Below are 18,032 nucleotides of genomic sequence, written 5' to 3' on the forward strand. Positions count from 1 at the left end.
TTTCCGGAAATCAGGCGGCGAACAGGTCTTCGTCCAGCTTACGCCGGGCGCGGTTCAGGCTTTGTTGAGCAGTTTGGTTAGCGGCCAGGGCCTGAAGGATCATGGAGGCGCGCTCGGCCGCCTGTTCCGGGGCCGGATCGGCCCTGGCGGCCGGCGGGGCGCTGGGCTCAAGACGGCGCTCCTGAACCACCGGCGCGGGCTCGGGGCGAGTCGCCGGTTCGGCGCGCTTCGACGCGTTGGCCATCAGCGCCTCCAGCTCCGCCTTCAACTGGCGTCCCTTGACGATGCGGTCATGCAGCAGATCGGTGTCCTGCCCCGCCGACTTCAGCGCCATCAGGGCGTTCTCGGCCTTTCCGGCGGCGGCGTTCAGCTCACTCACAGCCTTGGCGAACTCGGCCTGCCCGTTGCGCAGGGCGGCCAGCTTGCGCTCCAGCCGGATGCCGAAGGCCACGGCCCCGATCAGCAGCAGCATCAGGACGCCGTCCAGGATCAATCCGGTCGCGCTCATCGTTTTCCTCCGGTCAGTCGGCTGGCGGTTTCGACGCTGATGGGACGTTCAATCCGCACCGCAATGTGCTGGCCCTTGCGGCCCATGCGACCCGTGGTCACCGGGATCGAGCCGCAGCGCACGCTGATCTCGCTGTCGGGTCCGGCGTTCAGCATCAGGGTGTCGCCCACCTTCAGGTCCAGCACCTTCTGAAGCGGCATCTGCTGTTCCTCCAGCACGGCCCGGACCTCGGTCTCGGTGGTCCACAGCTCGGTGGCCAGGTGGCTTTCCCAGATGTTGTCGCGCCCGAACTTCTCGCCCATGAACTGCTGCAGCAGCATCTTGCGGATGGGCTCCAGCGTCGAATAGGGCAGCAGCAGCTCCACCCGGCCGCCGCGATCCTCCATGTCGATGCGCAGCTTGACCAGGATGGCGGCGTTGGCGGGCCGCGCGATGGCGGCGAAGCGGGGATTGGTCTCCAGCCGGTCCAGGTTGAAATGCACCGGCGTCAGGGGCTCGAACGCCGCCTGGGCGTCGGCCAGAACCACCTCGATCATGCGCTGCACCAGCATCCGCTCGATAGTGGTGTAGGGCCGCCCCTCGATGCGCAGGGCCGCGGTGCCCCGGCGGCCGCCCAGCAGCACGTCCACGATGGAGTAGATCAGGTTGGAGTCGACCGTCAGCAGGCCGTAGTTGTCCAGTTCCTCGGCCCGGAACACCGCCAGGATGGCCGGCAGCGGGATCGAGTTCAGATAGTCGCCGAACCGGATCGAGCTGATGTTGTCGAGCGACACCTCGACATTGTCCGAGGTGAAATTGCGCAGCGATGTCGTCATCAACCGCACCAGGCGGTCGAAGACGATCTCCAGCATCGGCAGGCGCTCGTAGCTGACCAGCGCCGAGTTGATGATGGCGCGGATGCCGGATCGGTCCGAGCCGTCGTCGTCGCCCAGGTCGAAGCCCAGCAGGCTGTCGATCTCGTCCTGGTTCAGGACGCGTTCGGACAGGCCGGCTTCGCCGCCGTCCTCAGCCGCTCCCGCTTCTGCTTCCGTGTCGACGGTGTCGGCGTCACTCATGGCTTACTGCACCAGCATTTCTTCGATGAGCACGGCGTCCACCTGGCCCGGCGCGGCGATCAGATTGACCCGCCGCAGCAGCTCCTGCCGCAGTTGGTGGCTTCCCGCCGAGCCGGCCAGCTCCTCGGGGCGCAGTTCGCGCAGATAGCCCTGGAACATGTCCTGGAGGCGCGGCGCCTCGGCCTGCAGCGTCTGGGCCAGGTGCGCGTCCTCCATCTCCAGGGTCAGCTTCAGCTTCAGGAAGGTGGGACGGCCGTCCGCCGACTGGATGTTCACCACCATGTCCGGGAGGGTGTAGAAGGTCACGCCATCCGGTCCGCTGGCGATGACGCCTACGCCCTCGCCGCCTTCCTCGCCGCCGCCGCCGCCGTGGCCGCCGCCCTTCTCGGGTGGGGGCGGAGATGCGGGCGCCTCATCGCCCGACGCCTCGGCCGAACCCGGCTGCATCAGGAAGAAGGCCGCCGCCCCGCCGCCCAGCAGCACCACCGCCGCGGCTGCGCCGATGATCAGCAGCATGGGGGGCTTCTTCTTGCCGGGCGCGCCTTCGCCCTCGGCCGCGTCGCCGCCCTCGGTGGGCGCGTCGGTCGTGGCGGGCAGGCCCGCGTCCTTCTTTTTCTTGCCGAACTTCAGCATGTCTTCAGACGCCCCGCGGCCGGCGAATCCCGACCAGTCGATTCCAGTCTCCAGATGACGCGGGTTTGGTTAACGAGGCGTTCATAACCGGCAGTTTCTGCCGGGCGGCGGGGCCTCCGATCCGCACCAATCCCTTATGCGACAAGGATTAACCCTGTTGGCCCGACCCTTGCTCGGGACTGGAGGCAAGGAGTTGCCCGTGGAAAACGCCGCCTATGTCGCCCTGTCCCGCCAGATGACGCTTCGTCGCGAGCTGGACATCGTGGCCAACAACATCGCCAACGCCGACACCACCGGTTTCAAGGTGGAGCAACTGATGGTCGGGACCGAGATCGGTCAGCGGGCGCGCAACCATGGCATCCGCCCCTCGACCAGCTTCGTGCTGGACAACGGCGTGGGCCGCGACTTCGGCCAGGGCGCGCTCAGCCAGACCGGCCGCACCCTGGACTTCGCCATCGAGGGCGAAGGCGCCTTCTTCACCGTCACGGACGGCGACGGCGAGGCCTACACCCGCGACGGGGCCTTCACGCTCGACCCTGAGGGCCGCCTGACCACCGAAGCCGGCAATGCGGTTCTGGGCGACGGCGGCGAGATCATCCTGAACCCTGCGCTCGGAACCCCCACCGTGGCCGAGGACGGCACCATCACCCAGGACGGCCAGGTCACCGGCCGTCTCGGCGTGGTGCGCTTCGCCCTGCTGTCGGTGCTCGAGAAGGGCGGCGACGGCCTTTACCGCAACACCGCCAATGAAGCCCCCATCGAGGCCAATGACGTCCAGATCCGCCAGGGCATGCTGGAGGGCTCCAACGTCAACACCATCCTCGAGATCACCAGCCTCATCGAGATCAGCCGCGCCTACGAGCGGGCGGCTAAGATGATCGAAAACCAGTCTGACCTGTCCAAACGCGCCGTCGAGCGCCTCGGACGCGTGAATTAACCCTTCCCTCAAGCAGCGAGGCCCTGCGGGCCGAGCGCCAGGGAAACGAAAGGAGAAGCTGACCATGCGCGCACTTCGCACCGCCGCCTCCGGCATGCTGGCCCAGCAGCTGAACGTGGAGGTCATCTCCAACAACATCGCCAACATGAACACGGTGGGCTTCAAGCGACAGCGCGCCGAGTTCCAGGACCTGCTGTACCAGAACGTCGAGCGTATGGGGGCCCAGTCCTCGGCCCAGGGCACCGTGGTGCCCACCGGCATCCAGATCGGCGCCGGTGTGAAGGCCGGCAGCGTCTACCGCATCATGACCCAGGGTTCGCCCACCCAGACCGGCAACACCTACGACCTGGCCATCGACGGGCGCGGCTACTTCCAGGTGACCATGCCCTCGGGCGAGATCGCCTACACCCGCGCCGGCAACTTCTCGGTCAATCAGGAAGGCCTTCTGGTCACCGACGACGGCTATCAGGTGGAGCCCGCCATCGCGATTCCGCAGGAGGCCGTGGATGTGTCCATCTCCCGCGCGGGCCAGGTTCAGGTGATCCTGGACGGTGAGGCCGAGCCCCAGGTCGTGGGCCAGCTGGAGATCGCCACCTTCTTCAACGAGGCGGGCCTCGAGGCCATCGGCGACAACCTGCTGCTGGAGACCGCCGCCTCGGGCCCCGCCACCATCGGCGCGCCCGGCGACATCGGCTACGGGCAACTTCTGCAGGGTTACACCGAAGCCTCCAATGTGGATGCGGTCAGCGAGATCACCGCCCTGATCGTGGCCCAGCGCGCCTACGAGATGAACTCCAAGGTCATCTCCACCGCCGACGAAATGCTCAGCGTCTCCGCCCAGGTGAAGTCATGATGAGAGCCGTCTATCGCCGCCCGGCCTTCGAGGTGATGCCGCGCCGCCGCCGCGCCCGCATGGGCATGGGGGGCGCCGCCCTCGCCGCCCTGATCATCGCCGTGGTCGCCGCCACTCCGGCCCTTTCCAGCCCTGTCAGCCTGTCCGCCAACCCCATGGATGACGACGGCCGCATCACCCTGGGCGAACTGTTCGACGGCGCCGGTTCGGCCTCGTCCGTGGTCGTCGCCCGGCGCAGCGGCCCGACCGCCGTTCTGGACGCCGGCCAGATCCAGGCCGCCGCCGCCCGCGCGGGGCTGCACTGGAGCAACCCCGACGGTCTGCGCCGCATCGTGGTGCGACAGGGATCGGCTGGCGCCTCTCTCACCCAGACCTCAGCCCCCGCCGGGCGTCCCGGCGCGACGGTCGAGGTTCTGACCTACGCCCGCAGCCTCGCGTCCGGCGATGTGGTCCAGCCCGAGGACGTGGTCTGGTCCCAGGTCCAGGCCCACCAGGCGCCCGCGGGCGCGCCCCAGGATGCGGCCGAGGTGATCGGCCTGTCCGCCCGCCGCGCCATGCGCGCCGGCGCGCCGGTCCAGTCCCGCGACCTCACGGCGCCCGAGGTGATCGCGCGCGGGGACATGGTCCAGGTGGCCTTCATCTCCGGCGGGGTGCGCCTGACCGTCACCGGCCGCGCCACCCGCAACGCCGCCATGGGCGAGCCCGTGATCGTCACCAACCTCGACTCCGGTCGCGCCATCGATGCGGTGGCGGTCGGTCCCGGCCAGGCTGTCGCCGGTCCCGCCGCCCGAGCCGCCCGCGCCAATCCCCAACAATTCGCCGCCCTGCGCTAGAGGAATCCCGTCATGCGTAAAGCCCTCGTCGCCATCGTCCCCCTGGCCCTGCTCGGCGCCTGCTCCACCGCCATGGAGGCCGTGCGCGGCCCCGAACTGGCGCCGATCGGCTATCCCGCCGCCCTGGTGCCGGCGACCCAGCAGATCCTGCCCGCGCCCGAGACGCGCCCCGCCTCGGCCAACTCCATCTGGCGCTCGGGCTCGCGCACCTTCTTCGGCGACCAGCGCGCCCGCAACGTCGGCGACATCCTGACCGTGGCCATCGACATCCGCGACCGGGCCCAGACCCAGAACTCGACCCAGCGCAGCCGGTCCAACGAGATCAACTCGGGCGTCACCAACTTCTTCGGGCTCGAGGCCGAGGCCGCCGACGCCATCGGCGGCGCCTTCGACCCCTCGGCCCTGATCGGCTTCGGCGGCGGCTCCACCTCGGCCGGCTCGGGCAGCGTCAGCCGCTCCGAGAACATCAACGTCACGATCGCCGCGGTGGTCACGGCGGTCATGCCCAACGGCAACATGGTGATCCAGGGTCGGCAGGAAGTGCGCACCAACCGCGAGGTGCGCGAGCTGACCGTCGCCGGCATCGTGCGCCCGGAAGATATTTCCTCGGCCAACATCATCCGCCACGACCAGATCGCCGAGGCCCGCATCCACTACGGCGGACGCGGCGACATCAGCCGGGTCCAGGGCGCCCCCGCCGCCCAGTCCCTGGTGGAGCGCTTCAACCCGTTCTGACCCGCGAAAACGGCTCAGCTTCCGTTCATGTTCGGCCTGTCAGGGTCTGATCATCGAACGCAGAAAGCTGAGCCGTGAACTGTTCCCGGCCGTCCGCGTTCTGATCGGCGGAGGCAGTAACAGTATGTTCAAGGTTCTTATTCCCGCCGCCGGTTTTCTGGGCTTTGTGGTCCTGGCCGCCCAGCCCGCGTCGTCCGGCTATGAGGTCCAGCAGGACGTTCAGCCCATGGGCTGGCACCTGCACCAGGAAGGCTCCATGGCCAAGCTGGCCTATGGCGTGGCCAATTCCGACCAGCTGGCCCTGATGATGACCTGTGATCCCGGTGACCGCAGCGCGGTGATCTATGGGGACGTTCAGCCCGATTCCCCCCGCCTGATGCGGGCCTCCGTCAGCTATTCCGAGCCCGACCCGCTGTCGGGCGGCGAGGCCTATGAAACCCGCATCGCCCTGAACGACTCCGCCCTGATCAATCTGGTGGAGCGCGGCGCCCTTCAGGTCGAGGGGGCCGCCGGCGCCTTCACCCTGCCCGCCACCGAGGCCGAGCGCCTCACGGTTTCGCGATTCCTCGGCTATTGCGCTTCGGACCGCGCCTGATCACTGTCGGTTCAGGAAACGGGGGTGCCTGAACCATGACCGCATGGCTGTTGATGGCTGCGGCGCTCGCCGGCCAGTCGCCCGAACAGGCGCGCTGGACCTGGACCCTTTATGGCGCGGATGGCGGCGACAGGGTCGTCCTGGCCAATGAAATCCCCGACACCCCGAGCCTGCGCGCCACCCTCGAGTGCGACCCCGGCAGCGGCGCGGTTCTGGTCTCGGTGTTCGACCGCGAGGGCGCCGACGCCGGCTATGTCTCGATCCGCTCGGGCCAGGCCTCCACGGCGTCCCAGGGCGAACTGGCCGAAGACGGAGGCGCCACGCGCCTGACCGCCTCCATGCGCATGGAGCACCCGGTGTTCGCCGCCTTCCTGGAAACCCGAGCCCTGGCCCTGCACCAGGGCGAGAACCGCTGGACCGTGCGCGTGGGCGCCCGGCACGGCGCCCTGCTCAATGACTTCGCCGCGGCCTGCGGCGGCTGACCCCGGAGGCCCCATGAGAGCCCTCAATCCCCTGATCACCGTATCGTCCGTGCTGATTCTGGCCGCCTGCGCCTCGGTGGAGACGCCGACGCCGGAACCCTGGGTGCGTCCGGAAAGCCCCGCGCCGACGCCCATCGCCGGCTTCGACTGGCACTTCAACCGCCATGCCGACGGCGCGGCCCTGGCCTATGGCGTCGCTGAAAGCGACGACGTGCGCCTCAGCCTGCACTGCGAAACCGGAACGCCGGGCCTGATGCTCTACAAGGATGTGGAAGAGGGCGCGGCGCCGGTCATCCATCTGGAATCCGGCGGCGAAACCGAACGCTTCCCCGCCGAGGCCCAGCCGTCCATGCTCAGCGGCGGTGTGATCCTCAGCGCCACGGCCGACCCGTCCCATCCGGTATTCCAGCGCTTCCGCCGCGTCGGCTGGATCGCCTCCTGGGTCGGCGACCGCCGCGAAGCCTACGCCGCCCACGCCGGGTCCGAAGCCGCCGTCGAAAGCTTCTTCAACGCCTGCGGCTAAACGGATCATGTCCGGAAGAATGAAAAAGTTTCACAACATTCTTAGCTACATCACAGTTGCGTCATTCTTTCTGTGCGTTTATCTCTACGAACGCAGCTCTTTGATAAAAACGGATATAACCAAATACGCTGTATACATATACAATCCGGGGCCTCGATATGTTCCGACTGATTTGGCAATAGTATTTTACACAACATATGTATTGATTTTTGTTTTATTTGTATCGGCCTTTCTAGTGAATAAGCGAAACGATACTGACTCAAGCAGTAGAGAACCCGGGGGATAGGCGGTCGGTACAATGAACCTTGCTGACAGCTACGACTGCGTGTCCTTCCCCTTAGCGAGCTAACCCACCGCTCCGACACACCCCTCCGGCCCGCCCGGCGCGATGCGCGCCTCGGTCAGGGCCAGGGTCCAGCCGTGGTGGGTGTGCAGGCCCCAGCGGCGTGCGCCCGCGCCGTCGCCCGCGTCGCCGCCGGCCGACACCACCACCCGCCGTCCGCCCGGCAGGGCCGCCGGGTCAATAGGGCCGACCGCAAAGGCTGACGGAACCTCGCCCCCGAAGCCCTCGAACACGCTCAGGTGCGCCCACTCCTTGCGCAGTCCTATCCACCAGGGCGTGTCGTTGTTCACCGCCAGCACGGCTACGCCGCCCCCGTCCGAGGCGAAGCGCAGGGCGGCCTCGGCGTCCTGCACCATGCGGATGTCCGCCGCCCGGCCGAACCGCTGGCGCGCCCCGTCGAACGCCCGGGCCGGTTCGTTGGGCGACCACACCTGGACCTTGAGCTGGCCCTGCTGGGCCAGCCCCCAGCCGACGATCTCGCGCCACAGCCCCGTGACCGCCTCCTTGTGGGGGGCGGCCGCACGGCCGTGGACATGGGCCAGCACGGCCTTTTCCCGGTCCGGGCGCAGCTTGGTGTGCGGCCCCGTCGGCGCGTCCTTGGCCCGGCCCACCTGACCGGCCAGATCCAGGCGCTTCTGGAACAGCTCAAGAAGCTGGTCGTCGACGGCGTCGATCTGGGCGCGCAGGGCGGCGAGCGCCTTGTGTTCGGGAGAGTCAGCGGCCGATTCAGGCCAGACCTGATGCAGGGTCGAATTGGACATGGGTGATTTCGCTGGAGAGGAGTTTCAGGGACAGGGGCGCGGTCCGCCGCTCTGGCGTTCAGAGCGGTCGCCGGCGAGGCGGTCGGTTTTCAGAAAACCCGACGCCTCAGCCGGCGTATCGAAACTCGGAGGCGAAATAGCCGAAATAGGCCGCGCGCGAACGGTCAGAGGTGGAGACGGAAAGCGCGCGCGACATGGACATGACAAGGGTCCGGCAGTTGCGGTCAGATCGACCGTGCGGCCCAGAACACGCAAAATCCTTGCGCCGTCAACCCTCTGAGGCCGTCAACAGGACAAAGCGCGTGCGGTTATCCGCTGAATCCTGCAGATCGTGGCGCAGAATCGACAATCCATAGATTTCGGCCGCGGGCGGCGGCGCCACGGCCGCGCGGCTCAGATCCTTCGCCTCGGCCACGGCCCGCGCGGCCCCGGCGGTGTCGAAAACCTCGCGCGCTTCCAGCCCCAACTCGGCCAGCGCCTTCACGCACTGCCCGAGGGCGGCGGGATGGCTTTCGGCGGTCTTCAGGTCCGACAGGCGCGCCCCCTGCGCCGCCATCAGCGCCAGCCGGATCGGCCGCCACACCTCCGTCACCACCGCCAGACCCGAGGCCGCCACCAGATCGGCGGCGGGCTGGACCACGCCGATGGTGGAGTTCTCCACCGGGATCAGGGCCAGGCCGCAGTCGCCCGAGCGCACCGCATCGATCGCCTGATCGAAGGTCTCGAACGCCACCGGCTCGTCCCAAGGCCGCAGGGCCAGGCACGCCGCGTGGCTGAAGGCGCCGGGCGCGCCCTGATAGGCCACCCGCGCCGGGCCTTGCGATGGATCCGGTGCGTTCATGTCTTACATATCCGCCGTTTCACGCAGGGCGCCAAGAGAGGAGGTGGTGTCCTCAGGCGTCGCTCGTTAGGGTCGGCGCAGTCCACGGAGCCCGTCCATGATCCTCGCCCCCGTCCGCCGCCGTCATGTTCTCGCCGGTGTGGGCGGACTCGGCGTGGCGGGTCTGGCGGGATGCGCCACCACTTCCCCCGCCGCTCCGGCTCCGGCCCGTCCCGGCTTCCAGCCGCGCGTCCTGGCGCCGCTGCGCATGGACATGTCGCGCCTAACCCACATGACCGTCTGCCTGCGTCCGTTCCGCGCCGCCGGGCCGCGACTGGACGTGGAGACCGTGGGCGACAAGCGGGTGGTGCACAACTACGGCCACGGCGGCAGCGGCTGGTCCCTGGCCTGGGGCTCGGCCCGCATCGCGGCCGCCAATGCGCTGGAGGGCGGCCATCGCGACATCGCCGTCATCGGCTGCGGCGCCCTGGGTCTGACCGCCGCCCTGACGCTGCAACGGGCCGGCGCCCGCGTGAGCATCTACGCCGCCGAACGCACCCCCCAGACCCGCTCGGCCCGCGCCACCGGCGTCTGGTCGCCGGATTCCCGCATCGCCGACGCCGCCCGGGCGCCCGCCGCCTTAGGGGATGTCTGGGAGCGCATGACCCGCGACTCCTGGGCCATGCACCAGACCTATGTGGGCCTGCCCGGCCGGCCGTTGTTCTGGAACGACAACTATATCCTGCGCGACGCCCCGCGCGCGCCCGTGACGCAGCCCGGTACGCAGCCCGCGCCGGACCCGGGCCGACCAGCCATCGACTTCGCCAACTACTCCAGCCGCGTGCGCGACCTGGGCTCCCGGTCCCGCCCGCTCGAGCCGCACGAGCACCCCTTCCCCGTCGCCCAGGCGCGTCTGGGCCTGACCATGACCTTCAATGTCGCGGCCCTGGCCGCGCGCCTGACCGACGATTTCCTGCGCGAGGGCGGCCGCATCCAGCAGATGACCTTCCACACCCCCGCCGACCTTGCGCGCCTGTCCGAACCGGTGGTGGTCAACTGCACCGGCTACGGCGCCCGCGCCCTGTGGGGCGACGACACCCTCACCCCCGTGCGCGGCCAGATCAGCTGGCTCGCCCCCCAGCCGGAGGTCGACTACAGCCTCTATTACAGCGGCGTCTCGGTCGTCCCCCGCCCCGACGGCATCGTCGTCCAGGCCCTGGGCGGCAGCGACATGTACGGCTATGGCATCGAGGAGGAGGTCGCCGACCGCGCCGAGGCGGAGCAGGCGATCAATACGGTGGCGCGGCTGTTCGCGTAACCGCGAACAGTCGCGCGTCAACCACCATCGTCCAGACTTGAGCGGAACAACGCCTCCACCGAGCCGCCGTTGGCCTCGAGTTCACGCTCCACACGCCGGCGGCTCTCGTAGTAAAACAGCGCCGGCGTCCGCCGCCCCTCGGCGATCAACCGGGCCGCCGCTTCATCGGACAGGCTCCCCGAACCCGATACGTGGTCGCAGTACCCCTCCACGACCCAGGTCGGATACGATCGATGCCCCAGGAAACCGAACCGATGGCGGATCAGCACATGGGTCCGTTCGTGGGCGATGACCCCTGACAGATCCCGGGCCGGGAATGGATCCACGCTGTTCCATACCTCGTCCGTGACGATGCTGGAGCGGTTGATCACGATGGTCTCGGTCGGGGGGCGCGAGATGGCCAACGCGCTCGAACTGAAGGTCAGCAGTCGCCAGCGCAGGTCCCCGTTCGTGAGATAGACCGGTCGCTTCAGAACCTCGCCGCGGAACAGCGGGCTTGCCCGGACCAGGGTGTCCGCGCGGACTATGACCCCCGTGATCTCGTCCGGGATCGGCGTTTCGGAATAGACCCGCGTCTCGCCCACGGTCCGTACATGCGGAAACAGCAGCAAGGGCGGATGAAACACGCTGGCGATCAGATAGATGCCGGGGATCCAAAACGCCCCGGCGAGTGCAAGAACGATCACACGCCGCATCAGCATTCCCCCCGGCCGTTCCTCACTCCGGGGCGAGGATGATCAAGCCGCCTCGGACGTCTCCACCCGGCCCGACTTCAGCCGCTCGGCCACCAGGAAGGCCAGCTCCAGCGCCTGGTCGGCGTTCAGGCGCGGGTCGCAGTGGGTGTGATAGCGGCTGGACAGGTCGTCCTCGGTCACCGCCTGGGCGCCGCCCAGACATTCGGTGACGTTCTGGCCGGTCATCTCCAGATGGACGCCGCCCGGGTGAACCCCCTCGGCCTCGGCCACGTCGATGAAGCTGCGCACCTCGCCCAGGATGCGGTCGAACGGCCGGGTCTTGAAGCCGGTGGACGCCTTCAGCGTATTGCCGTGCATGGGATCGATGGACCAGATCACCCGCTTGCCCTCCGCCTTGGTGGCGGCCATCAGGGCCGGCAGGCGGTCGCCCACCTTGTCCGCGCCAAAGCGCCCGATCAGGGTCAGTCGGCCGGGGATGTTGTCCGGGTTCAGAGCGTCGATCAGGGGCAGAAGGTCGTCCGGCTCCATGGTCGGGCCGCACTTCACGCCGATGGGGTTCGAAATGCCCTTCATGAAGTCCACGTGGGCGCCGTCCAGCTGGCGCGTGCGCTCGCCGATCCACAGCATGTGGGCCGAGGTGTCGAACCATTCGCCCGTGGCGCCGTCCAGCCGGGTCATGGCCGACTCCACGTTCAGCAGCAGGGCCTCGTGGCTGGTGAAGATCTCCACCCGGCTCAGGTCCGGATGGGTCTCCGGCGTCACGCCCACCGCCGCCATGAAGGCCAGCGCTTCGCTGATCTTGTCGGCCAGATCCCGGTATTTGGCGCCGTAGGCGTTCTCGGCCGCGAAGCCCAGGGTCCAGCGGTGGATGTTGTAGAGGTCCGCATAGCCCCCGCCCGCGAAGGCGCGCAGCAGGTTCAGGGTGGCGCTGGACTGGTGATAGGCTTTCAGCAGGCGCTGCGGATCCGGCAGACGCTCTTCGGGCGTGAAGCCCATGCCGTTGATGATGTCGCCGCGATAGCTGGGCAGCTCCACCTCGCCGATCTGCTCAATCGCCGAAGAGCGCGGCTTGGCGAACTGTCCGGCGATGCGGCCCACCTTCACCACGGGCTTGCGCCCCGCGAAGGTCAGCACGACCGCCATCTGCAGGATCAGCCGCAGGGTGTCGCGGATGTTGTCGGTGGAGAATTCCTTGAAGCTCTCGGCGCAGTCTCCGCCCTGCAGCAGGAAGGCGTTGCCCGCCTCCACCTGCGCCAGACGGTCCTTCAGGTTGCGCGCCTCGCCCGCGAAGACCAGCGGCGGCATGGCGCGCAGCTCGTCCTCCACCCGCTCCAGGGCGGCCATGTCGGGATAGTCCGTCGGCATGTGCTTGACGGGTTTCGATCTCCAGCTGTCGGGAGTCCAGCGCGTGTTCATTTCAACAAGATAGGCAAACGGGCGCGGTGGAACAACGATTATGCGCCGATCAGCATGATCGCAGACGAGGTTTTCACCTCACCAGGCTCCCATTTCGCGCAACGCCTTGGCCAGATCCTGAGGCAGATCCGTCGCCTCCGCCGTGGTCAGGTCCGTCGGCGCGTCCTTCGCCTCCAGGTAGCGCCAGCCCTGAAACGGCCGCCGGGCCAAGGGCGCGGTGCGGATGACGCGGGGCTCCAGGGTGATCTCGCAGCGGCTGGTCTTGCCCTCGCCCAGGGTCGTGATGTCGAGGATCGGCTGGCGGCATCCCGCCGCGCCCTTGATGACCCAGTACAGCGATCCGCCGTCCTCGATCTCGGCCGCCCGCTTGGGCGTCATGCGCGTGTGCACGATCAGCGGCCGCCCCGAGCCCGCCCGCGTCTCCAGCCACTCGATCTCGGACACGCCCACGCACAGCTTGATCAGATGCAACGCCATGGGCCGGGTCTAGCATCTGCACGGCGGCGGAAAAGGGCCGGGGATGTCGCGGCGGGGGATAAAGCTCGCCCCGCCTCGCTCTGCTAGGCGCCCAGCTCTCTCAGCTGGGATTCGATCCGCGCCCGGTCCCCGCCTTCCGCGCCGCTCAGCTCCTGGCGCAGAGCCGTGGTCAGGTCGTTCGCCGCCCGGGCCACGCGCTTCTTGGCCAGACCCGCCATGACGAACAGCGCGATGCTGACGGCGGTCATGACCAGCAGCATCAGCACCCACTTGCCGATGTCTTCCTGCGCCGCCTCGGAATAGCGCAGCGCCATCTCGGACGTCTGCGCGATCTTGAACAGGAACAGCACCCAGCCCAGCGCCGTGGCGATCCCGAGGATCATGGCGCCTCGCCTCGTCTGCGCATGCCCCTTCTTCAACCGGCGCCAGTCGTCCAGGCGCGCCTGCATGTCCGTCATCTTTTCCCCCTTGGAGTGCGCGGGTGTCCAACCCGATTGACCTCACCCCGCCGCCCGAAACAGGCGACGAGACTTCAACTTTTCCTTTCCTACGGAAGCACCCGGACCGTAATCCATCCGCCCTCCGGACTGTTGGGCATGACGCTCGTGGTGACGCCGCCGGACGTCTCGTACAGGGTGTAGGTGTTGCGCGGCATGTTGCCCCCGGCCATCATGAAGCGGCCCAGCTCCGTGCCGAAGCGGACTTTTTCCGCATCGCTTTCGATGCCTGCGGCGGCGTGCATCATGTCCTTGAGCGCCTCATAGGCCAGAGGATGCGAGTTGGCCTGCATATAGAACTCCATGGTTCCGGCCTCGATCTGACCATTGCCCTCTGTGATCAACGACAAGACATAGGGTTCTTCTGACGACTCCGACCCCGCACAGGCAACGAAGGATGTTCCGGACAACTCCCTGCCCTCGCTGTCATCGGTCGCTTCCACGAAATTATCCGCGCAGCCGGCGGGCGGCCCTTCGCGGAAGGCGTCCATGAGCGCGCGCTTCTCTTCGAGGCTGGGCGCGGGTGAGCCCCCCGGTCCTGCGGTCGTCACTTCCCCGGAAGCCCCGTCCGCCCCGGCTTCGGATGTTTCATCCCCGGACCCGCAGGCCGCCAGCGCCAGAGCGGACACACAGGCCGCCATCAAAGACACTTTTCTCATCACACCCTCACCCAATAAAAAAGGACCGGCAAATCTGCTTCGCCGTCACTCACAGTCGATAATCTCGAAACTGGCCCCGCTGCGCTCCAGCTCCGCCTGGTTCGAGCCGTAGCTGGTCAGCAGGGGTCCAAGGGGAACCGTGCGGGAACCGTTCGCTGCGATCGTCAGAGGACCGACGGTCGAGGCATTCCCGTCGGGATCAGCCGCTGAAATGGTGACCCGCCGTTCGTCATCGGAATTATTCTCGATGCGCGCCGACACGTTGTTGGCGAACATGCCCCGCTCGACCAGCACATCCAGCTCAACGGCTGAACACCCGCCCCCGCCGATCACGCCGCATCCCGTCAGCATCGCCGACAGAGCTGCCAGACAGACTAAGCGCCCATAATTCCTCATAATTTGCCCCTCGCTTGAATGTCTGCGTTACGATCCACAGACGATCACCTATTCGGCTGAGAATCGTATGCCGCAAAACATTGTTTTTCCATTTCTAGCCAATGATCATAATTGGTCAAGTCCGATGGCACGCCCAGCACTGACTCATGACTAATTAATCAAGTCAGCACGGCGAATTCACTACATTGTCGATATCTCGCATACGAATGTTATGTGAGATTCTATATTCAACACCTACTCACTCGACCGATTGTCCGGGTCCGGGGTGGCGGCGCATGGTCATCGCCCCGGGGCTTGCGTCGCGGCGCGGCATTCGTCATGCGCTGGTCATGTCCGAACCGCACCCTCCCCTGACCTCGCTGGCCCATGGCGGCGGCTGCGGCTGCAAACTGGCGCCCGCCGTGCTGCGCTCCATCCTGTCCGAGGCCCCGGCGCCGGGCGCCTTCGCGGACCTGCTGGTGGGCCGCGAGACCTCGGACGACGCCGCCGTCTGGCGGCTGAACGACCAGCAGGCCCTGGTCGCCACCACGGACTTCTTCATGCCGATGGTGGATGATCCCTTCGACTTCGGCCGCATCGCCGCGACCAACGCCCTGTCCGACGTCTACGCCATGGGGGCCACGCCCATCTTCGCCCTGGCCGTGGTGGGCATGCCGGTCTCGGTCCTGCCCGCCGAGGTGATCCGCCGCATTCTGGACGGCGGTTCCGCCGTTTGCGCCGAGGCGGGCATTCCCGTCGCGGGCGGCCATTCCATCGACAGCGTCGAGCCGATCTATGGCCTGATCGCCCTCGGCCTGGTCCATCCCGACCGCATCCTGACCAATCGCGGCGCCCGCGCGGGGGACGTCCTGATCCTGACCAAGCCATTGGGCGTCGGCGTGCTCAGCGCCGCCTTCAAGCAGGGCCGGCTGGACGAGGACGGCTACGCCGCCCTGATCGCCACCACCACCCGCCTGAACCGCATCGGGGCGCGCCTCTCCGACGTCCAGGGCGTCCACGCGGTCACCGACGTCACCGGTTTCGGCCTGCTGGGACACGCCATGGAGATGGCGCGCGGCGCCGGACGCGAGCTGCACATCGAGCTCGAGGCCGTGCCCCTGATCGCCCAGGCCGCCCGTCTGGCGCGGGAGGGCGTCCGCACCGGCGCCTCCGGACGCAACTGGGACAGCTATGGCGACGGCGTCATCCTGCCGGACGGCTTCGATCCCGCGTCCCGAGACCTGCTGACCGATCCCCAGACCAGCGGCGGCCTGCTGATTTCCGTGGCCGAGGATGCCGCGGCCGCCGTGCTGGACCTGATCCGCGCGGACGGCTTCGTGGAGGCCCGCCGCATCGGCCGGGTGACCGACGGCCCGCCCGCCGTCCGCGTCGTCTGATGGCGCGGCTGACCCGCGACGTCTCGCCCGAGGCCCTGGCCGCCTTCGACGCCCTGATCGATGTGCGCAGCCCGGCCGAGTTCGCCGAGGATCATCTGCCCGGCGCCATCAACCTGCCCGTGCTGGACGACGCCCAGCGCGTGGAGGTGGGAACCCTCTACGTCCAGAAATCCAAGTTCGAGGCCCGCCGTCTGGGCGCGGCCATGGTGGCGCGCAACATCGCCACGCATCTGGACGGCGTCCTGTCCGATCGTCCCGGCGCCTTTCGCCCCCTGGTCTACTGCTGGCGCGGCGGTCAGCGCTCCGGGGCCATGGTCAGCGTGATGGATCAGGTGGGCTGGCCGGTGACCCAGCTGGAGGGCGGTTATCAGACCTGGCGGCGCCATGTGGTCGCCAGCCTGCATGATCCCGCCCAGGCGCCGCGTGTGATCCTGCTGGACGGCCCGACTGGCGCGGGGAAGACCGCCCTGCTCGCCGCTTTGTCCGCTCGGGGCGTCCAGACCCTGGATCTGGAGGGCCTGGCCAACCATCGCGGCTCCCTGTTCGGCGCCGCGGCCGAGCCCCAGCCCGACCAGAAGCTGTTCGAGAGCCGCCTGGCCGCGGCTCTTGCGGGCTGCGACCCCAACCGCCCCATGGTGGTGGAGGCGGAGTCCAGCCGCATCGGCCGGCTGATCATTCCTCACGGCCTGTGGTCCGCCATGAAGGCGGCGCCGGCGATCACCCTCGATGTGCCGATCGCGGCGCGGGTGCGCCGCACCGTCGAGGAATACGCCGACATCGCCAATGACCTGTCCCGGCTGCAGGCCGCCATCGCCGCCCTGCCCGCCCATCACAGCCGCGAGGCCCGCGCCGCCTGGCTGGCCCAGGCCCGCGCCGGCGAAATGGCCGACCTGGCCGAGAGCCTGATCCGCGACCACTACGACCCCGCCTATCGCCGCTCGACCGCCAGGTCCGCGCGCGCCGGCCTCGGTGCGGTGCCTTGGGACGGGACCGAGGCGGCCATGGCCGCCGCCGCCGACGCGGTCGCCCGTCTGGTTGACGCTCAAGCCCGCTGACTGGACGCCGGACAAGCAAAAACCCCACGGCGCGAACCGTGGGGTTTTTTGTGTCTTGGGTGCGGGAGCAGGATTTGAACCTGCGACCTTCAGGTTATGAGCCTGACGAGCTACCGGGCTGCTCCATCCCGCGGCAAGGCGGTCTATGTGAAGGAAGAAGGGTTCGAGAACGATCCGGCCTCAAGTCGCGAGCAACCGCGTTGCGAGCATAGGCCGAAAAGCATTCTGTGTGTCTGGTAGACCCGGCGACGACCTACTCTCCCGCGCCTTAAGACGAAGTACCATCGGCTCTGGAGGGCTTAACGACCGAGTTCGGAATGGGATCGGGTGGGGAACCTCCGACATAGTCACCAGGTCAACCAGACACACAGAAATGAGAAGACATCGTCGCGTTTTTGTTTCGGCAAGTAAAACCGAATGAGTTTTGCTGAGAAACGATCAAGCCGATCGGATTATTAGTACCAGTAAGCTTCATGCGTCACCGCACTTCCACACCTGGCCTATCAACGTGGTAGTCTTCCACGATCCTCAGCGAAGCCTTGTTTTGAGGTTAGTTTCCCGCTTAGATGCTTTCAGCGGTTATCTATTCCATACTTAGCTACCCTGCTGCGCGGCTGGCGCCACGACAGGTCCACCAGAGGTATGTCCATCCCGGTCCTCTCGTACTAGGGACAGATCCTCTCAAGCTTCGAACACCCACGGCAGATAGGGACCAAACTGTCTCACGACGTTCTGAACCCAGCTCACGTACCACTTTAAATGGCGAACAGCCATACCCTTGGGACCTGCTCCAGCCCCAGGATGTGATGAGCCGACATCGAGGTGCCAAACTTTGCCGTCGATATGGACTCTTGGGCAAAATCAGCCTGTTATCCCTAGAGTACCTTTTATCCGTTGAGCGATGGCCCTTCCACGCGGGACCACCGGATCACTATGGCCGACTTTCGTCTCTGATCGACTTGTCAGTCTCTCAGTCAGGCGAGCTTATGCCATTGCACTCGACGAGCGATTTCCGACCGCTCTGAGCTCACCATCGCGCGCCTCCGTTACACTTTAGGAGGCGAC

General features: G+C 67.5%; 21 protein-coding genes, 1 tRNA gene and 2 rRNA genes (1 of these 24 cut by a window edge). 10 read left to right on the plus strand and 14 right to left on the minus strand.

Features of this window, described 5'->3' with window-relative positions; genetic code table 11:
- Positions 1-10: 10 nt before the first annotated feature.
- From IWC96_RS11635 to IWC96_RS11645, 3 genes are read right to left on the minus strand one after another with little or no spacing between them, the layout of a single operon-like run.
- Entirely contained in the window at positions 11-508 is a 498-nt protein-coding gene (locus tag IWC96_RS11635) for a DUF6468 domain-containing protein (protein ID WP_021696888.1), read from the minus strand.
- Positions 505-1,563, minus strand: a complete 1,059-nt coding sequence (fliM, locus tag IWC96_RS11640) for a flagellar motor switch protein FliM (RefSeq protein WP_021696887.1) — start codon at positions 1,561-1,563, stop codon at positions 505-507. Before fliM ends, IWC96_RS11635 begins: the two co-directional genes overlap by 4 nt.
- A gap of 3 nt (positions 1,564-1,566) precedes the next feature.
- Complete coding sequence (locus tag IWC96_RS11645) at positions 1,567-2,196, minus strand: flagellar basal body-associated FliL family protein (protein WP_021696886.1); 630 nt, start codon at positions 2,194-2,196, stop codon at positions 1,567-1,569.
- 199 nt (positions 2,197-2,395) lie between these two features.
- On the opposite strand from IWC96_RS11645, the gene flgF reads away from it, so the two are divergent.
- The 7 genes from flgF (at position 2,396) to IWC96_RS11680 (ending at position 7,154) form a co-directional block, all read left to right on the plus strand.
- Positions 2,396-3,133: a flagellar basal-body rod protein FlgF gene (gene flgF / locus IWC96_RS11650; protein WP_021696885.1), complete on the plus strand. Its 738-nt coding sequence runs from the start codon at positions 2,396-2,398 to the stop codon at positions 3,131-3,133.
- A 64-nt stretch (positions 3,134-3,197) separates the two neighbouring features.
- A complete protein-coding gene (flgG, locus tag IWC96_RS11655; protein WP_021696884.1) occupies positions 3,198-3,986 on the plus strand; it encodes a flagellar basal-body rod protein FlgG in 789 nt (262 codons plus the stop codon).
- Positions 3,983-4,819 carry a flagellar basal body P-ring formation chaperone FlgA gene (gene flgA / locus IWC96_RS11660; RefSeq protein WP_231379047.1) on the plus strand — a complete coding sequence of 279 codons (837 nt, stop codon included), beginning with the start codon at positions 3,983-3,985 and terminating at the stop codon, positions 4,817-4,819. The genes flgG and flgA overlap by 4 nt, the downstream gene beginning before the upstream one ends.
- 12 nt (positions 4,820-4,831) lie before the next feature.
- Positions 4,832-5,554, plus strand: a complete 723-nt coding sequence (gene flgH, locus IWC96_RS11665; RefSeq protein ID WP_021696882.1) for a flagellar basal body L-ring protein FlgH — start codon at positions 4,832-4,834, stop codon at positions 5,552-5,554.
- A 124-nt stretch (positions 5,555-5,678) separates the two neighbouring features.
- Positions 5,679-6,149, plus strand: a complete 471-nt coding sequence (locus IWC96_RS11670; protein WP_021696881.1) for a hypothetical protein — start codon at positions 5,679-5,681, stop codon at positions 6,147-6,149.
- Between the two features lie 35 nt (positions 6,150-6,184).
- Positions 6,185-6,631 (plus strand): hypothetical protein, encoded by a 447-nt coding sequence (locus IWC96_RS11675; RefSeq protein ID WP_196838989.1) that lies wholly within the window; start codon positions 6,185-6,187, stop codon positions 6,629-6,631.
- 13 nt (positions 6,632-6,644) lie between these two features.
- Positions 6,645-7,154, plus strand: coding sequence for a hypothetical protein (locus IWC96_RS11680; RefSeq protein WP_045318908.1), 510 nt, complete (start codon positions 6,645-6,647; stop codon positions 7,152-7,154).
- A gap of 345 nt (positions 7,155-7,499) precedes the next feature.
- Here the strand turns inward: IWC96_RS11680 and IWC96_RS11685 are convergent, their stop codons facing one another.
- Positions 7,500-8,258, minus strand: a complete 759-nt coding sequence (locus tag IWC96_RS11685) for a chorismate mutase (RefSeq protein ID WP_021696879.1) — start codon at positions 8,256-8,258, stop codon at positions 7,500-7,502.
- A 268-nt stretch (positions 8,259-8,526) separates the two neighbouring features.
- A complete protein-coding gene (locus tag IWC96_RS11690) occupies positions 8,527-9,099 on the minus strand; it encodes a prephenate dehydratase domain-containing protein (protein WP_021696878.1) in 573 nt (190 codons plus the stop codon).
- A gap of 97 nt (positions 9,100-9,196) precedes the next feature.
- Between IWC96_RS11690 and IWC96_RS11695 the strand changes: the two genes are divergently transcribed.
- Positions 9,197-10,396: an FAD-dependent oxidoreductase gene (locus IWC96_RS11695; RefSeq protein WP_021696877.1), complete on the plus strand. Its 1,200-nt coding sequence runs from the start codon at positions 9,197-9,199 to the stop codon at positions 10,394-10,396.
- Positions 10,397-10,413: 17 nt separating this feature from the next.
- Here the strand turns inward: IWC96_RS11695 and IWC96_RS11700 are convergent, their stop codons facing one another.
- The 6 genes from IWC96_RS11700 to IWC96_RS11725 form a co-directional block, all read right to left on the minus strand.
- Positions 10,414-11,091, minus strand: coding sequence for a hypothetical protein (locus IWC96_RS11700; protein WP_045318907.1), 678 nt, complete (start codon positions 11,089-11,091; stop codon positions 10,414-10,416).
- Between the two features lie 42 nt (positions 11,092-11,133).
- Complete coding sequence (locus tag IWC96_RS11705; protein WP_045318899.1) at positions 11,134-12,507, minus strand: class II 3-deoxy-7-phosphoheptulonate synthase; 1,374 nt, start codon at positions 12,505-12,507, stop codon at positions 11,134-11,136.
- A gap of 78 nt (positions 12,508-12,585) precedes the next feature.
- The gene (locus tag IWC96_RS11710; RefSeq protein ID WP_021696874.1) at positions 12,586-12,984 is read right to left on the minus strand and encodes a DUF1489 family protein; all 399 of its coding nucleotides are present in this window, start codon (positions 12,982-12,984) and stop codon (positions 12,586-12,588) included.
- 83 nt (positions 12,985-13,067) lie between these two features.
- A complete protein-coding gene (locus IWC96_RS11715) occupies positions 13,068-13,442 on the minus strand; it encodes a hypothetical protein (RefSeq protein WP_045318898.1) in 375 nt (124 codons plus the stop codon).
- An 89-nt stretch (positions 13,443-13,531) separates the two neighbouring features.
- Positions 13,532-13,831 carry a hypothetical protein gene (locus tag IWC96_RS11720; protein ID WP_021696872.1) on the minus strand — a complete coding sequence of 100 codons (300 nt, stop codon included), beginning with the start codon at positions 13,829-13,831 and terminating at the stop codon, positions 13,532-13,534.
- A 354-nt stretch (positions 13,832-14,185) separates the two neighbouring features.
- Positions 14,186-14,473 carry a hypothetical protein gene (locus IWC96_RS11725; RefSeq protein ID WP_196838990.1) on the minus strand — a complete coding sequence of 96 codons (288 nt, stop codon included), beginning with the start codon at positions 14,471-14,473 and terminating at the stop codon, positions 14,186-14,188.
- A gap of 392 nt (positions 14,474-14,865) precedes the next feature.
- Between IWC96_RS11725 and selD the strand changes: the two genes are divergently transcribed.
- Both selD and mnmH read left to right on the plus strand, forming a co-directional pair.
- The gene (gene selD / locus IWC96_RS11730; RefSeq protein WP_045318906.1) at positions 14,866-15,912 is read left to right on the plus strand and encodes a selenide, water dikinase SelD; all 1,047 of its coding nucleotides are present in this window, start codon (positions 14,866-14,868) and stop codon (positions 15,910-15,912) included.
- Positions 15,912-16,967: a tRNA 2-selenouridine(34) synthase MnmH gene (mnmH, locus tag IWC96_RS11735; protein WP_021696869.1), complete on the plus strand. Its 1,056-nt coding sequence runs from the start codon at positions 15,912-15,914 to the stop codon at positions 16,965-16,967. Before selD ends, mnmH begins: the two co-directional genes overlap by 1 nt.
- Before the next feature lie 56 nt (positions 16,968-17,023).
- Here the strand turns inward: mnmH and IWC96_RS11740 are convergent.
- The 3 genes from IWC96_RS11740 to IWC96_RS11750 form a co-directional block, all read right to left on the minus strand.
- A tRNA-Met gene (locus IWC96_RS11740) sits at positions 17,024-17,100 on the minus strand.
- Positions 17,101-17,207: 107 nt separating this feature from the next.
- Positions 17,208-17,322 (minus strand): 5S ribosomal RNA (rrf, locus tag IWC96_RS11745).
- Between the two features lie 79 nt (positions 17,323-17,401).
- Positions 17,402-18,032, minus strand: a 23S ribosomal RNA gene (locus IWC96_RS11750); it runs 2,160 nt beyond the window's last position.

Source organism: Brevundimonas sp. BAL450 (assembly GCF_015767455.1).
GTDB lineage: Bacteria > Pseudomonadota > Alphaproteobacteria > Caulobacterales > Caulobacteraceae > Brevundimonas > Brevundimonas abyssalis.